Source organism: Lacrimispora sphenoides JCM 1415, from assembly GCF_900105615.1.
Classification (GTDB): Bacteria; Bacillota; Clostridia; order Lachnospirales; family Lachnospiraceae; genus Lacrimispora; species Lacrimispora sphenoides.
In genome coordinates, this window is sequence record NZ_LT630003.1 from 1,069,720 (window position 1) to 1,084,908 (window position 15,189).

At 42.8% G+C, this 15,189-nt stretch carries 15 protein-coding genes; 10 read left to right on the top strand and 5 right to left on the bottom strand.

All coding sequences use genetic code 11. The features are described 5' to 3' along the window. Positions 1 to 73: 73 nt before the first annotated feature. Positions 74 to 655 (bottom strand): hypothetical protein, encoded by a 582-nt coding sequence (locus tag BMX69_RS04785; RefSeq protein ID WP_100041702.1) that lies wholly within the window; start codon positions 653 to 655, stop codon positions 74 to 76. A 1,248-nt stretch (positions 656 to 1,903) separates the two neighbouring features. Here BMX69_RS04785 and pyrE point away from each other — a divergent pair. The 10 genes from pyrE (at position 1,904) to purD (ending at position 11,641) form a co-directional block, all read left to right on the top strand. Continuing rightward, positions 1,904 to 2,581 carry an orotate phosphoribosyltransferase gene (pyrE, locus tag BMX69_RS04800; RefSeq protein ID WP_025232498.1) on the top strand — a complete coding sequence of 226 codons (678 nt, stop codon included), beginning with the start codon at positions 1,904 to 1,906 and terminating at the stop codon, positions 2,579 to 2,581. Positions 2,582 to 2,718: 137 nt separating this feature from the next. Then, complete coding sequence (locus BMX69_RS24360) at positions 2,719 to 2,898, top strand: hypothetical protein (protein ID WP_166433153.1); 180 nt, start codon at positions 2,719 to 2,721, stop codon at positions 2,896 to 2,898. A gap of 167 nt (positions 2,899 to 3,065) precedes the next feature. Beyond that, the gene (locus BMX69_RS04805; protein WP_025232500.1) at positions 3,066 to 3,563 is read left to right on the top strand and encodes a VanZ family protein; all 498 of its coding nucleotides are present in this window, start codon (positions 3,066 to 3,068) and stop codon (positions 3,561 to 3,563) included. Further along, positions 3,532 to 3,852, top strand: coding sequence for a calcium:proton exchanger (locus BMX69_RS04810; protein ID WP_100041704.1), 321 nt, complete (start codon positions 3,532 to 3,534; stop codon positions 3,850 to 3,852). Before BMX69_RS04805 ends, BMX69_RS04810 begins: the two co-directional genes overlap by 32 nt. Before the next feature lie 5 nt (positions 3,853 to 3,857). Further along, the gene (locus tag BMX69_RS04815) at positions 3,858 to 5,933 is read left to right on the top strand and encodes an aminopeptidase (protein ID WP_174715203.1); all 2,076 of its coding nucleotides are present in this window, start codon (positions 3,858 to 3,860) and stop codon (positions 5,931 to 5,933) included. A gap of 214 nt (positions 5,934 to 6,147) precedes the next feature. Further along, complete coding sequence (locus BMX69_RS04820; RefSeq protein WP_100041705.1) at positions 6,148 to 7,962, top strand: methyl-accepting chemotaxis protein; 1,815 nt, start codon at positions 6,148 to 6,150, stop codon at positions 7,960 to 7,962. Positions 7,963 to 8,205: 243 nt separating this feature from the next. Further along, a complete protein-coding gene (gene purE, locus BMX69_RS04825; RefSeq protein WP_054789560.1) occupies positions 8,206 to 8,724 on the top strand; it encodes a 5-(carboxyamino)imidazole ribonucleotide mutase in 519 nt (172 codons plus the stop codon). A gap of 24 nt (positions 8,725 to 8,748) precedes the next feature. Beyond that, positions 8,749 to 9,774: a phosphoribosylformylglycinamidine cyclo-ligase gene (gene purM, locus BMX69_RS04830; RefSeq protein WP_100041706.1), complete on the top strand. Its 1,026-nt coding sequence runs from the start codon at positions 8,749 to 8,751 to the stop codon at positions 9,772 to 9,774. Beyond that, positions 9,768 to 10,367 (top strand): phosphoribosylglycinamide formyltransferase, encoded by a 600-nt coding sequence (gene purN / locus BMX69_RS04835; protein WP_100041707.1) that lies wholly within the window; start codon positions 9,768 to 9,770, stop codon positions 10,365 to 10,367. The genes purM and purN overlap by 7 nt, the downstream gene beginning before the upstream one ends. Beyond that, complete coding sequence (gene purD, locus BMX69_RS04840) at positions 10,367 to 11,641, top strand: phosphoribosylamine--glycine ligase (protein WP_100041708.1); 1,275 nt, start codon at positions 10,367 to 10,369, stop codon at positions 11,639 to 11,641. The genes purN and purD overlap by 1 nt, the downstream gene beginning before the upstream one ends. 129 nt (positions 11,642 to 11,770) lie before the next feature. Here purD and BMX69_RS04845 read toward each other — a convergent pair whose 3' ends face one another. The 4 genes from BMX69_RS04845 to BMX69_RS04860 form a co-directional block, all read right to left on the bottom strand. After that, on the bottom strand, positions 11,771 to 12,322 hold the full coding sequence (locus BMX69_RS04845) for a helix-turn-helix transcriptional regulator (RefSeq protein ID WP_100041709.1): 552 nt from the start codon (positions 12,320 to 12,322) through the stop codon (positions 11,771 to 11,773). 110 nt (positions 12,323 to 12,432) lie between these two features. After that, a complete protein-coding gene (locus BMX69_RS04850; RefSeq protein WP_100041710.1) occupies positions 12,433 to 13,266 on the bottom strand; it encodes a pentapeptide repeat-containing protein in 834 nt (277 codons plus the stop codon). Between the two features lie 179 nt (positions 13,267 to 13,445). Next, on the bottom strand, positions 13,446 to 13,853 hold the full coding sequence (locus BMX69_RS04855) for an arsenate reductase ArsC (protein ID WP_054789564.1): 408 nt from the start codon (positions 13,851 to 13,853) through the stop codon (positions 13,446 to 13,448). 27 nt (positions 13,854 to 13,880) lie between these two features. Further along, positions 13,881 to 15,185, bottom strand: coding sequence for an MFS transporter (locus BMX69_RS04860; RefSeq protein ID WP_100041711.1), 1,305 nt, complete (start codon positions 15,183 to 15,185; stop codon positions 13,881 to 13,883). Positions 15,186 to 15,189 lie beyond the last annotated feature (4 nt).

Below are 15,189 nucleotides of genomic sequence, written 5' to 3' on the forward strand. Positions count from 1 at the left end.
TACGATAACGATGATAACAATAATAAGAAACGTATAATTTATTAGTGAAACAATACTGTCAATTATCATAATATTATCGGATTACAGCAACATTTCCAGATAAATTTATATCTCTAGTGCTGAGTTTTATTAATCCATTTATCAGTAAATAAGATGAAAGTGTTCCATCTACGTAGACATGCACGTCTTTACCACTAGAACTAATTGTGGTACCTATATTATTTTCCTTCCACTCAAAGCCATAAGTAAAACCAGTAAATTGTGTATATGGCTCCAATTTTTCAATGCGTCCTGTATTGCTATTACCGGAAGTTGTATATCTTAACTTTAAAAGGATTTTTGCATTCGTTAAATAATTAGTTTTTTGAGTAGCTACTGTAACATTTCCATTAGTCTTACGAGCAAGTAAGTTAATAGTTGCAGAATTTGATTCTACTTGCATACTATCATACATTTTATTTAAGTATACTATAGCTTCTTCATCGGATTTAAACGACATTGGTTTTACGCCAGCAGGTACCTCCTTTTCTGATACTACTTTCAAATCTTCGGTAGTAATATGCTTGTAATTTTCCTCTGAAGCTAATACATTACCAGAACAAATAATGGAAAATAATAACATAATACTAATTAATCTTTTAATCGTTTTAATCATTTTCTTTTCTCCTTATTTATATAATATGATTCAAGTGAAAAAAGCCATATTTTAAAATCCCATTAGAAATTTGCACATATTGTAATTTTGAGATTTTAAAGATCAGCAGCCAGGCGGGAACTGATTAGTCCATTGGAATCACCTCTTTCTTTAAAAATAATATTATATAATTGCCTTATTTCTTTGAAATAAAATTTGCTGTTTTAAAAACAATTATACCTGATTAAAAAACCGGGAATCTTGTTGTCCTTGCAGGATTCCTGTTGCTGAAATATCAAGTGAATGAAAGAAACTAAAAAAAAGCAGCCGTTGGTGTATTGGAAAATAAGCACTTGATAAATCACAAGTACCCTCCAATCAACTACCAACGACCGCTTACAACAATCGAATTTCATTGATATAAATATTTAGCCATATTATAAAGGATAATCAGGGATGTGTCTATATAAATTGCTCGACAATTTTCGCCATTTAACTTATCACGTTAATTACAGCTAGTATTTATTTATAAAACCAACAAACGACAGGGAGCTGTTTGCATGGCCTCAAAATGGTTAACAATTAAAATTAGTAATAGATTGTATGCCCATAAGGACAAGTTGGACAAATGGTCACTAAATCAAATTTTATATTGATTGTTAATTGAAAATACGTATTGAGTATGGTAAAATTAGGGACGGATGTTCTAATAGTAATCCTTTCCCCGGATTTATGCAGGAAGGAGGATATATTGGGTAAATCGCTCAAGGGGAAAAACTTGGAAAAGGTATATCCAGGAACGATGTACTTTATCAGTCCTGGTCTGTTAATAGGTTTGGCAAAAGAAAGACTATTCATATGGTTGATTATTTGTATAAATAATTGCAGAAATTCGTCAAAGGAATCTTACGCTACTCACTATAAACGGATAAAAAAAGATTTATTGTCAAAGAATGTATAGGTGTGATTATAAAAACATTCAAAAGAAAAATGCTGGCTTTAAATATATCACACTATACACATTTAGACATATTCTTGCAACACGAGCTATTGAAAATGGAATGCAGCCCAAAACACTTTAGCGCATACTTGGTCATGGGACATTAAAAATGACTTTGGATTTATACTTTCATGTGACAGAAGATATAATCTTTACGGAGATGCAGATAATGAAACAGAAACAAGTATAATGATTAATGGTGCAGTAGAGCAAGTTTAATACATATAGAAGAGATAGTAAAATACATAAAATAAGGAGAAAATGACAATATGGAACAGTATAAGCAGGAATTTATTGAATTCATGGTAGACAGCAATGTCCTTAAATTTGGCGACTTCACATTGAAAAGCGGAAGAAAATCTCCGTTTTTTATGAATGCAGGTTCCTATGTGACAGGTGCACAGCTTAAAAAGCTGGGTGAATACTATGCAAAGGCTATCCACGATAATTTTGGTGATGATTTTGATGTTCTGTTCGGGCCGGCTTATAAGGGAATCCCCTTAAGCGTTACCACTGCCATCGCTTTTCACGAGCTGTATGGAAAGGAAATTAAGTACTGCTCAAACAGAAAAGAAGAGAAGGACCATGGCGGTGATGCCGGAATCCTCCTCGGAAGCCCCATAAAGGATGGAGACCGGGTAGTGATCATTGAGGATGTGACTACTTCCGGAAAATCCATTGAAGAGACCTTCCCCATTATCAAGGCTCAGGGAAATGTGGAGATTTTAGGCCTTATGGTTTCCTTAAACCGCATGGAAAAGGGAAAAGGGGACAAGGGAGCTTTGGATGAGATCCATGAAAAGTATGGATTTAAAGCCGCCGCCATCGTTTCCATGGCAGAAGTTATTGAATATCTGCATAACAGGGAGTATAATGGAAAAGTTATTATTAATGATGGTATAAAAGAGGCCATTGACGCTTATTACGAAGTCTATGGTATAAAATAATCCCTTCCAGGGATACTTTTATGCCCAGAGAACATGGGCGAGAGAGAGGAAACACCCTACGGGTATACCTTGATGCCCAGAGAACATGGGCGAGAGAGAGGAAACACCCTACGGGTATACCTTAATGCCCAGAGAACATGGGCGAGAGAGAGGAAAGGAGACTTGGTATGGAAAGAGTTTATAAAACGATGAGAAATATTGGAGCTTTAAGCATTGGTGTTGGAATTGTAGTGACAGTTATCGGAATTGCCGCCGGGACCATATCAATTATAAACGGAGCGTTCTTGTTGAAGAGAAAATCTGAAATTACATTTTAACTGTTATTATAGGAGAGGATGCTGGTTGAAAGGTGTGGCTTTAAGCAGCCTCTCTCTTTTTTGCGCGAGTAATGAGCGGAATGAATATGCTTGCATATTCATTGGGCGAATACCACGGCAGCTAAGGAAAACTTGTTTCCTTAGCGCCGCATATAGATGGAGCTGTTATGATTAGAAATGCGACAAAACGGCAGAAGATGGGTTGGGTAATCTTTATATTTTACCTGATCTTTTTGGCATACTTTTTATTTTTTTCCGATTATTTCGGCAGGGGGAGTCATGCTCAGCAGGAATATGCATACAACTTAACCCCGTTTAAAGAAATACGGCGCTTTATTATTTACCGCCATGTGGTCGGAATGAAGTCCTTTCTGCTGAACATTGTGGGAAACATCGTGGGCTTTATGCCCTGTGGTTTCTTTCTTCCGATCATCAGCCGCAGAAGCCGCTGCTGGTTTAATACGACGTTGTTGAGCTTTCTGTTCAGCTTATGCATTGAAACCATCCAGCTTGTATTTAAGGTGGGATGCTTTGATGTAGACGACATGATACTGAATACGCTGGGGGGTATCCTTGGATACATCCTTTACAAAATCGTACAGTATACAAGAGTAAGATTAAGGAGGAAAAAGCGTGCAAAAGCAGAAAAAAGTGTCCTATATTAGGAAGTCCTTTGCAAAGAGAAGCTTTCTATGCCTGGGACTTGCGGTTGGGGCACTTGTACTTGGAATTATTGGAATCATCAGTTCTGTAATGGCGGAAGGACAGGCACAGCTTAATGTGGCGGCTGTTTGCTTCTGCAGCTTATTGATTTCATTTTTTTCAATGGTTTATGGTGTTTTTTCTTTCTTTGAAAGGGAAAAAAAATACATACTGTCTAAAGTAGGAATGGGGATCAGTCTGATCCTTATCATTCTTTGGACAGTTCTTATTATTATAGGAATAAAGGGGTAAGGATTATGGATTATCAAATGATGTTTCAACAGGAAAATGAGAATATTAAGGAGCGCTTTGAACTGTCTATGGAGCGGATCGGTCAGATGGCATCGGAACAGACTGTGCCGGAGCCGTATCGTGATTATTTTATCAGGACAGCATCCTTTATCGCCATGATGGGGGAATATCTCCGGTTCATTGAGTCCGGAAACCAGAAAGCAGCTCCGTTGGAGATTTTAAGAGAATGGAACCAGAAGCTTTACCAGGATATTTTACCAGGCCATTATGAGGAAAGCTATGCAAATCCGGCGTATGCAGTATCAAAGCTGGGAGAGGGCTATGGCCAGCTTCTTTCGTATCTGTATAAAGAGATCCGGGGAGACATTGTATTTGTCCACGAGTGGAGGCTTACGGATCTAACCATATTAAATGAAACGCTTATTGAAATTTACAACATATTTGAGGAGGAAATCCCTGAGGTTTCCCGGATAAAAGAAGTGATCTACTGGTTTGTCAGCGATTATACGGATCATACGGTTACTTTCCGGGTCAGAGAAGGGCTTGACCCGACGCTTTCCTTTGCAACGGATATCATCCGGGATAATGATTTAAATGATCTTCGGTATTTGTATTACTTTGGCGAGTATATTTCCGACTCAGAATTAAAAACTGCAGAGTTCTTAAATTCCCTGCCAGAGGAAACGGTACGCCTTATGGCGGATACCTACACAGAAGGGTACCGCAAAGGCTTTGAGGTAATGGGAAGGGATTTAAAGAAAAAAGGAGCGGTGCAGATTCGCTATGAACTGGGCTTTGAACGTATGGTGAAGTATGCCATGGAGAATTTTGAAAAGCTTGGCCTTCAAGTGATCCTTTGCCGTGCGGCTGTCTGGACAGTCAATACCAATGCCGGCCGGAAGAACGGTTACTACAGCACATCCCCCAACAGGCAGTATGTTTACGATCATAGGTACGACGATGCTCTATATCTGAATAAAGCGTTTAAAGACCGGAAAGCGGCTGTTTTGAAGGTGGCTTATGAAACCTACAAAGAACAGGCAGCAGCATTTGCCGGCCCAGCGGTAATGGAAACCTTTGGAAAAGAAGGCTTTGAGCCAGTTAATAAGCCAGAAGCCAACCGTCTGGATGCCAGACAGGAAAAGCTTTCAGCGGAAATGTCTAATGAAACTTCTAGAATTCTCAATCAATACGTACCAGGAGATGAGACCAGCTTTACGATTATAGCTTTCCCGGTACCGGAAATCGGAGAAGACTTTGAGAAGATTTTTGAAGAGACCATTGCCATCAACACCCTTGATTATGAGAAATATAAGGCGATCCAGCAGGCGGTTATCGATGTTCTCGATGAGGCTGATTACGTGGAGGTAACGGGAAAAGGAAACAACAAAACCCACTTAAAAGTGGCCCTTCACCCGTTGAACGACAGGGATAAGGAAACAAAATTTGAAAACTGTGTGGCTGATGTGAACATTCCCCTTGGAGAGGTGTTTACGTCCCCAAGACTTACAGGAACAGAAGGAACTTTGGCTGTCAGTACGGTATATATTACGGATTTCCAGTTCAAAGACCTTGTCATGACCTTTGAAAATGGTATGATAAAGGACTATTCCTGCAGCAATTTTGAGGATCAGGAGGAAGGAAAAGCACTTGTAAAACAGGTGATCTTAAAGAACCAAGATACCCTTCCCATGGGAGAATTTGCCATAGGAACCAATACCACGGCCTATGCCATGGCCCGTAAGTTCGGAATTCTCGATAAACTGCCTATCCTCATTGTGGAAAAGATGGGCCCCCACTTTGCGGTGGGTGACACCTGCTACAGTTGGGCGGAGGACAGCCCTGTTTACAACCCCAATGGGAAGGAGATCATCGCCAGAGATAATGAGGTTTCCATTCTCAGGAAAGAAGATGTATCAAAGGCCTATTTCAGCTGTCATACGGATATAACCATACCTTATGCGGAACTGGATAGGATCGAGGCTGTCACGGCTTCCGGAAAAAGGATTTTAATTATTGATGACGGCAGATTCGTATTAAAGGGCACTGAGGAATTAAATATTCCATTGGCGGGTCTCTAATTGTTTAAAATAACTAAAAATATACAAATATTTAACAAATATTATAAAAAAGCTTATAAAATAAAAGAACATGCCGATAAGATATACAAAGGTTTAAGGTTGAAAGAAAAACTTCTTTCAACCTTGAGTTTATGAATCGGCGGAATATGAAATTATATTGCCTTGATTCATTCGTATACAAAAATAGGATAGATAAAGTGAATGGAGGACAAAGGTGAAGAATTTAAAGATTGGTAAAAGAATTGGACTTGCTTTTGGAGCTATCCTCGTGCTGTTCTTATTAGTTTCCACAATTTCCGTGATAAGCTTAAGGCAAAATAACGGTAAGTTTGTAGATTTTTTTAACAACGGACACCAGATCGATGTAAAGACACTTGAGATGAGACGTGATATTCAGTCTGCAGCTAAAAATGTAGGATATGCAACCATGAGCCTTGATTTAAAGACTACCGGGGATTATATTGATGCTGCGGAAGCGGATTTAAAAACGTTCCGTGACAAGATACAATTTTTAAGGGAAAACTATCAGGGGGACCTGTCCCTGGTGGACGGCATTGAAAATACCTTAAATGAGGCGCAGCCTTTCAAGGATCAGGTGTTTGGTCTTGCAAGGGAAAATAAAACCAGACAGGCAGCAGATATATTCTTTGAATCGTTAAACCCCTATTTTATAAAGGTTCAGGAGGATCTGGTAGAGATCAGTGACATTGTAGAGGAGAAAGCCGATGCCAATTATAAGAACGCCCAGCAAATGGCGGGAGTCACTCAGACGGTAGTGGTCGCTTTACAGGTCCTTGCTGTATTAGCTACCTTAGGCTTTTCTATTTTTACAACTAGAAGCATTGTTTCGCCGGTCAAAGAGATTGAGAAGGCCGCCGAAGAGATGTCAAAGGGAAGCCTTCATATCCAGTTAAATTACAAGTCAAAGGATGAACTGGGCGTTTTGGCCGACAGCATGCGGACCACCATTTCCAATATAGGAAACATGATTGACGATATCAGCAGCTTGTTGACATCATTGGCAATCGGTGATTTCCGGGTCAGCTCCAAGCACCAGGAACAATATGTCCAGGATTATGAGCCTATTCTTATGGCTATGCACGGAATCAGGAATAATTTAAGTGAAGCCCTTTTCCGCATTAACCAATCAGCAGATCTGGTAGCTAATGGTTCGGAGCAGGTATCCTCCGGTGCTCAGGCATTGTCCCAGGGATCAACGGAACAGGCTTCTTCCATTCAGGAGCTTGCGGCTGCTATAAGCGATATATCAAATCAGATAAATGTCAACGCCCAAAATGCAAAAGAGGCTCGTTCTACATCAGAGGAATCAACCAGGAATGTGGAGAAGAGCAGTGAGAAAATGTCGGAAATGAACCAGGCAATGATGAAGATCAGTGATAAGTCCAATGAAATCGGAAAGATTATAAAGACCATTGAGGATATCGCTTTCCAGACCAATATCCTGGCATTGAATGCGGCCGTTGAAGCCGCCCGTGCCGGCGAAGCCGGAAAAGGCTTTGCAGTTGTGGCGGATGAAGTACGTAACCTGGCAAGCAAATCCGGAGAAGCAGCAAAGAACACCACGCTTCTCATTGGAGAAAGCATGCAGGCCGTGGAAAACGGAACCAAGATTACTGCTGAGACAGCGAAGGCTATGCAGGCAGTCGTGGAAGGAAGCAGGCGCATTAACACAATTATTGAAGAGATTGCATTGGCCTCTGACAAGCAGGCGGTGGCAGTTGATCAGGTGGCACAGGGAATCGACCAGATTTCCTGCGTGGTTCAGACGAACTCCGCCACAGCGGAGCAAAGTGCTGCGGCAAGTGAAGAACTGTCAGGCCAGGCCCAGATTATGAAGGGACTTGTTGAGGGGTTTGACCTTTATGAGGGCGAGGAGGAAAAGGTATCCTCAAAACCCAGAGATTCCCGGCCAGAAAAGCCGGTTTATGGAGAAGCTCATGATGTCCCGGTTCTTAACATTGATCCGGTTTATTTTGAAGAACCCTCATTTGGAGGCGGAAAGTATTAAACATACATAGTCAGGCGGGAGGCCGGAGAGATTAAGATATCTTTCCGGTTCTCCCGCCCTTCTTGTACTCCCCGTGAGCGATGGTAAAATTTTTAGAAAACCATTGACGAAGCAGAAAAAAACTTGTATTATAATTAATAAGTAAAGATAGAATAATAGGCTATAATTATTAATTTATCTAATAAACTGTATTACTGTTAATAATGAATCCTCACATCAAACAAAATAAAAGGAGAATTTACTATGGCAAAAGTATCGATTGTTATGGGAAGTGATTCTGATATGCCTGTTATGGCTCAGGCTGCAGATGTTTTGAAAAAATTGGGAGTGGAGTTTGAGATGACGGTGATCTCCGCCCACAGGGAACCGGATATATTTTTCGAATATGCGAAAACGGCAGAAGCAAGAGGCGTAAAGGTCATAATTGCCGGTGCAGGCAAGGCTGCTCATCTACCGGGGATGTGTGCTGCTCTGTTCCCAATGCCGGTGATCGGCATTCCCATGAAGACTTCGGACCTTGGCGGAGTGGATTCTCTTTATTCTATCGTCCAGATGCCTTCCGGAGTTCCGGTTGCCACTGTTGCGATTGGCGGAGGGACCAATGCTGGAATTCTTGCAGCTAAAATTTTAGCGGTCAGTGACGAAGCGCTTTTAGGAAGGCTTAAAGAATACTCGGAAAACTTGAAAAACGAGGTGGCAGAAAAAGCGGAGAAATTAGATCAGATCGGCTATCAGGAATATTTATCCCAGATGAAGAAGTGAGAAAATCGGAGGCGAGGAGAAAAAATGGATTATAAGAATGCAGGAGTGGACATTGAAGCCGGATATAAATCGGTTGAATTAATGAAAAAGCATGTGCAGGATACCATGAGACCTGAGGTTCTTGGAGGGCTCGGGGGATTTTCCGGGGCATTTTCCATGTCAGCCTTTAAAGACATGGAGAAACCGACTCTGGTATCAGGAACCGACGGGGTAGGCACAAAGCTGAAGCTTGCATTTTTAATGGACAGGCACGATACCGTTGGAATCGACTGTGTGGCCATGTGTGTCAATGATATCGCATGTGCAGGCGGGGAGCCTTTGTTCTTCCTGGATTATATTGCCTGCGGCAGGAATTACCCGGAAAAAATCGCAGAGATCGTCAGCGGAGTTGCAAACGGCTGCAAGCAGGCCAATGCTGCTTTGATCGGCGGTGAGACCGCGGAGATGCCGGGATTTTATCCTGAGGATGAATACGATCTGGCCGGTTTCGCAGTAGGTGTGGTGGATGAGAAGGATCTTATTACCGGGGCTGATGTCAAAGAGGGGGATGTGCTCATAGGAATCGCCTCATCCGGAATTCACAGCAATGGCTTTTCTCTGGTACGCAAGGTGTTTGACATGACAAAAGAAAGCCTGGATACCTATTATGAAGAACTGGGAAAAACCCTTGGCGAAGTGTTGATCACTCCTACCAAAATTTATGTTAATTCATTAAAAAGTGTAAAAAACAGCGGAGCAGTGATCAAAGCCTGCAGCCACATCACCGGAGGCGGCTTTTATGAAAACATTCCCCGTATGCTTCCTGAGGGTATCCGGGCGGTTGTTGAAAAGAACAGCTATAAAGTGCCTGCCATCTTTGGTCTGCTGGCGGATAAAGGCGGTATTGAGGAAGAGATCATGTACAATACCTATAATATGGGAATCGGAATGATTCTTGCAGTGAGTCCGGCGGATGTGGATACGGCTATGGAAGCAATCCGCGGAGCTGGGGAGGTTCCCTATGTGATCGGCCATACGGAAAGAGGAGAGAAGGGCGTGACCTTATGCTGAAAATCGGGATATTGGTTTCCGGCGGGGGAACCAACCTTCAGGCAGTCTTAGATGCGATAGATTGCGGAAGGATCACCAATGCAGAGGTAACAGTGGTCATCAGCAATAACCAGAACGCATATGCCCTGGAAAGGGCCAGAAAACATGGAATTGAGGCTCTCTGCATATCTCCTGTGGATTATAAGGAGAGGGAAGACTTTTATGAAGCGCTTCTTTCAACGATTGACCAGTACTGCCTTGATCTGATCGTTCTGGCCGGATATCTGGTTGCGATTCCGGTATCCATGATACAAAAGTACAGGAACCGTATCATCAACGTTCATCCATCCCTTATTCCGTCTTTTTGCGGAAAGGGATATTATGGGCTTAAGGTTCATGAAGCTGCCCTGGCCTGTGGGGTGAAGGTTACGGGAGCTACGGTCCACTATGTAGATGAGGGAATGGATACAGGGCCGATTCTTTTACAGAAGGCGGTTGAGGTCCGGGAAGGAGATACACCGGAGACTTTGCAGCGGCGTGTCATGGAAGAGGCAGAGTGGCTTATCCTTCCCCAGGCCATACAGATGATTGCAAACGGACAGGAGGAATCGTAATGAAGGTTTTGATCATAGGCGGAGGCGGGCGTGAGCATGCCATTGCATGGAAAATCTCCAGAAGCCCTAAGGTTGATAAAATATATTGCGCCCCTGGAAATGCAGGAATTGCAGAGATTGCAGAATGCGTGGATATGGGGGTAATGGATTTTGACAGGCAGGTAGCATTTGCCAGGGAAAAGGAAATCGATCTGACCATCATAGGACCGGATGATCCTTTGGTTGCCGGAGCTGTGGATGCGTTTGAGGCAGCCGGACTAAGGGTGTTCGGCCCGCAAAAACGTGCGGCTTTGCTGGAAGGTTCCAAGTCATTTTCCAAGGATTTAATGAAAAAGTATGGTATTCCCACAGCAGCATATGAAGTTTTTGATTCTCTGGAAGAGGCATTAAGTTATGTGAAAACAGCCCCAATGCCCATTGTGTTAAAAGCTGACGGCCTGGCTTTGGGAAAGGGAGTCCTGATTTGCGGCACAAGGGAAGAGGCGGAACTCGGGGTAAAGGATTTAATGCTTGATAAACGGTTTGGCTCCGCAGGAGACCGGATCGTGGTGGAAGAGTTTATGACGGGCCGGGAGGTATCGGTGCTCTCCTTTGTGGATGGAAAGACTGTTAAAATTATGACATCCGCCCAGGATCATAAGCGGGCAAAAGACGGAGACCAGGGTCTTAATACAGGGGGAATGGGAACTTTTTCTCCAAGTCCGTTTTATACGGAAGAAGTGGATAGATTTTGTAAGCGATATATTTATCAGGCGACCGTGGATGCCATGAAGGCAGAGGACCGGGAATTTAAGGGTATTATGTTCTTCGGACTGATGCTGACGGAAAAAGGCCCCAGAGTATTGGAATACAATGCCAGGTTTGGTGACCCAGAGACACAGGTGGTGCTTCCCAGGATGAAGAATGACATCGTGGAGGTTTTTGAGGCTTGTATTGACGGAACTCTGGATCAGACAGACCTGCAGTTTGAAGATAATGCGGCGGTCTGCGTGGTATTGGCATCAGAGGGCTATCCGGAGAAGTATGAAAAGGGCTATCCCATTGACGGGCTGGAAGCATTTAAGGGACAGGAGATATATTTTGCCTTTCATGCAGGAAGCAAGTTTGACGGCAGCGGTACAGTGGTGACCAATGGCGGAAGAGTGCTGGGAGTGACGGCAATCGGAGCGGATTTAAGGGAAGCCAGAGAACATGCCTATCAGGCGGCGGAATGGGTATCTTTTGAGAATAAGTATATGAGACGGGATATTGGTAAGAGTATTGACCAGACTTAAAAAAGAAGCGGGAAATTAAGAGACTCTTGGCGGGAACACCGCTGCAGTATAACTGGTCGATTCTCATCTTTTGACAAAAAGCACAAGACGGCTTATTTAGCCATCTTGTGCTTCTTTGTCGCTTTTTTGTCATTTGATTGGCAGAAGTTCAATGTAACCTCTTGTGCCGACAGGCTCAAGCTGGATGCGAGGGTTTGATGAATCCCACTGTGCGCCAATGACAGCTGGATCGTATTTACTGATTGCTGTCTGCACATCTTCAATGGCCACAAATACACTTTTTACAGTTTCCATCTGTTTCTCCTTTCTGAGTGCGCGGTATTTGACTCCATAAGGCGTGAAAAGATAGAGCGGAACGGGGCTTTTCGCATATTCCCTGGGATTGCACCCAAATTCACGGAAGAACGCCCGCTGATAGCCGTCCACGCTGCCAAATCCAAGGTCCAAAGCAGTATCTATAATTTTACAGGATTCATCCCGCAGCTTGATTGCTGACTTGGAGAGCCGCAGGCGCCGGATATAATCGGCTGGCGTCATGTTGGTATGCTGCAAGAACAGACGGTAGGAGTACCACGGCGAATAATAGGAAACGCTTGATAGAGCAGTCAGTGTGATAGTTTCTGATAAGTGTTCCGCAATATAATCCTGCATCCTCTGGACAGCCTCGATTTTTTCTTCCATTTTTTCACCACCTTATGCTCCTTATCTTACATTGACAGTGAGAGAAACTTCTCGACTATTTTTGCTAATCCGGTATAAGTTTACCACGTAACCATGGCGGAAGAACCGGCTTATTTTTCCCATGTTGCCGGACGGGTCAAATTTATAGGGATATTTGTATTCGAATTTCCGATTGCTGAATTAATCTGCATTTGTGTTAAAAAGATGCTATTACTCAAATCTGCATTTTTTATGTTGGCGTCACGGAGGTCAGCACCTAAAAAGTTAGTCTTCCATAAGCTGCATCCGGATAAGTTTGCAGCGATCATTAATGACATACTGAAATTCTTTCTGTCAAGATTTGCTTTCTTAAAATTTCTTCCCAAATAGTTTAAACCGTGAAATTGATTTGATGTATCATTTGATGAAATATCAGTGCTTATCTGTTTTAATACGTTGTTTACGTTTAATCTGTATTCTGAGAGATCCAGCATCGCAATATGATCCATGGGCTGCTGTACCATTTGTTCACTTTCGGAGATAAGCAAATCAATCGTTGATTTTAGTAGTTCATCTGATGTCAAAGTAAATGCCTCAACCAGGTACCATAGCATCTGATGCAACTGATATACAATCATAAATATCTGAAAGAGTTTATCTTTCTGTTCAGAATTTGATTTCCATGTTCCATCTGGTAAATATAGTTGAGTCGTTCTTTGCCCCGCTCCGAAACAGTCATAAGCCAAACAACCTTTGTAATTTTTGTCCGCCAGTCTGGAATGGATTTTGCAGCAAAAATCCGAATCAAGATGTTTGCATGGTGTCCCAGCTTCTTTATTGGCAGGAAAACCATCTGTTTTTGTGCAGTACAAAGCAACGCAGCATAAGCCGCTGCATTTTTTGCAATCAATTTTCAGCTTACTTATCAAATCGTCATATTTACCATCTGCTTTATCCTTTGTCACAAGATCACCGCCTTAGTTTATTGATTAAATTCCTGTTATGAATGAGTAAACAATTTTTTCTTATAGATATCTTACCATATATTGAAGAAAATTTTAACCAGCTTTCACAGGCATAGACCGTATGATTGCCATAATGTAATAAAATAGCCGGCAAGTGCCAAAGCACCTGCCAGCCTCTTTTATAAAGTCCCGTTTTGGATACGGTCTCTAAGGTTTAAAATTTTATCCCGGATAAGGGTTATTGTTTCTAAAAATGCGGTATCATCCATGCCGCTGGGATCGTTAAGTCCCCAATCTTCCCGGTATTTACAGGGCAGGAACGGGCACTTTACATTACAGCCCATTGTAATAACAATATCTACCGGAGGAATTTCAGATAGGAGCTTGCTATGCTGGGTTTGCTCCATATCAATTCCATAAAGTCGATTCATAAGCCGTACTGCGTCCTGGTTAATTTGCGGTTTGGCCTCTGTCCCGGCGGAATAGCTTTCATAAGTATCTGAGGCAAGGTGTTTGCCAAGAGCTTCGGCTATCTGGCTGCGGCAAGAGTTATGGACGCATACAAACGCTACTTTGGGTTTATTCATATATAAACTACCCCCTGGTTTTATTAATTACAACGTTTCTTCCAGTTTCCAAATATTTCTGTCCGCCCGAAATGGCAGACATGATAAGGCACCTAAAAACCCGATCACAAAAAATAACATCGCCGCGCCGGAGCCTTTTCCTGTTCCAAACAGTGGAGTCCACAGACTGCCTGCCGGCTGTCCTGCCATAAATGGTTCAAACACCCGGTCTACCAAAATGCCGCCGCACAGATATCCCAGGGGAATGGTGAAAAACTGTAAGGTATTCCTTGCTGAATAGACACGGCCCTGCATTTCAATAGGGATCATTGTTCGGAAAAGAACATCCATGTTGGCGTTCATAACAGGAATAAAGATCCAGCCAAGGACTGCGCCAAAACACCATACAGGAGTACTCCTGCCAAAAGCAAGGATAAAGTTCTCAGTACTCATGGAAAAAAGCAGGCAATTACAAATCACTCGAACCCGGCTTTTTGGCGGAGGCAGCATAGAAACCAAAATGCTTCCTACCATTGTTGCAATTCCTGTAACAGTGCTGATCATTCCAAGGGCCAGTTCTCCGCCGCCGGCACGTGACAGTACCATAGCGGGCAGGGCGGCATTGAAGATAGAAGCAGTAAAATTGATCACAGCCAAAAACAGAATCAGATCCAGAATTCCCCGGTTATCTTTAAGATACCGCAAGCCGCTTTTGGCAGACTGCAATACCGTTTCCCTCTCCAGGCCCCGGCCTTCTTTGGCCTGCGGGATTTTGACAAAGCATAACAGCGATAGGAACGCTATGGAAAATGTAATTAAATCGAATAGGATGACAAGACGGATGCTTCCAAAAGAAAGCAGGGCGGAAGCCAGCATAGGCGTCAGTACGGTAACCAACGAATTGGATAAGGAACGCATCCCGCTTACCTTCTGGTAATGCTTTTGCGGGGCCAACAGGCTGATGGCTACATCCGATGCAGGCTGCTGTACCGTGTTCATCAATCCATTCAAGGTGTTGATTAAATACAGATGCCAAATCTGGAGTTTACCAGTTGTCATCAGAATAAGCACCGAAACAGTACACAATGCCGCAAAGCTGTCACTGAGCAGCATCGTAGCCTTTTTGTTCCACCGGTCACTCAGTGCACCTGCAAAAATGCTTAAAAGGACATAGGGTGCATAGGAACAGATGGCCAATAACGAGGTGGTGAGAGCCGACCCCTGCTGTTGATAAGACCAGATCACCAGCGCAAAGTTGGTCATTGCACTGCCCAAGGCCGAAAATGACTGCGTAATCCATAAAATCAGGAAATTACGAAGTTCCCCGATGTTTGTTTTTAAATTTTTTAACATGACT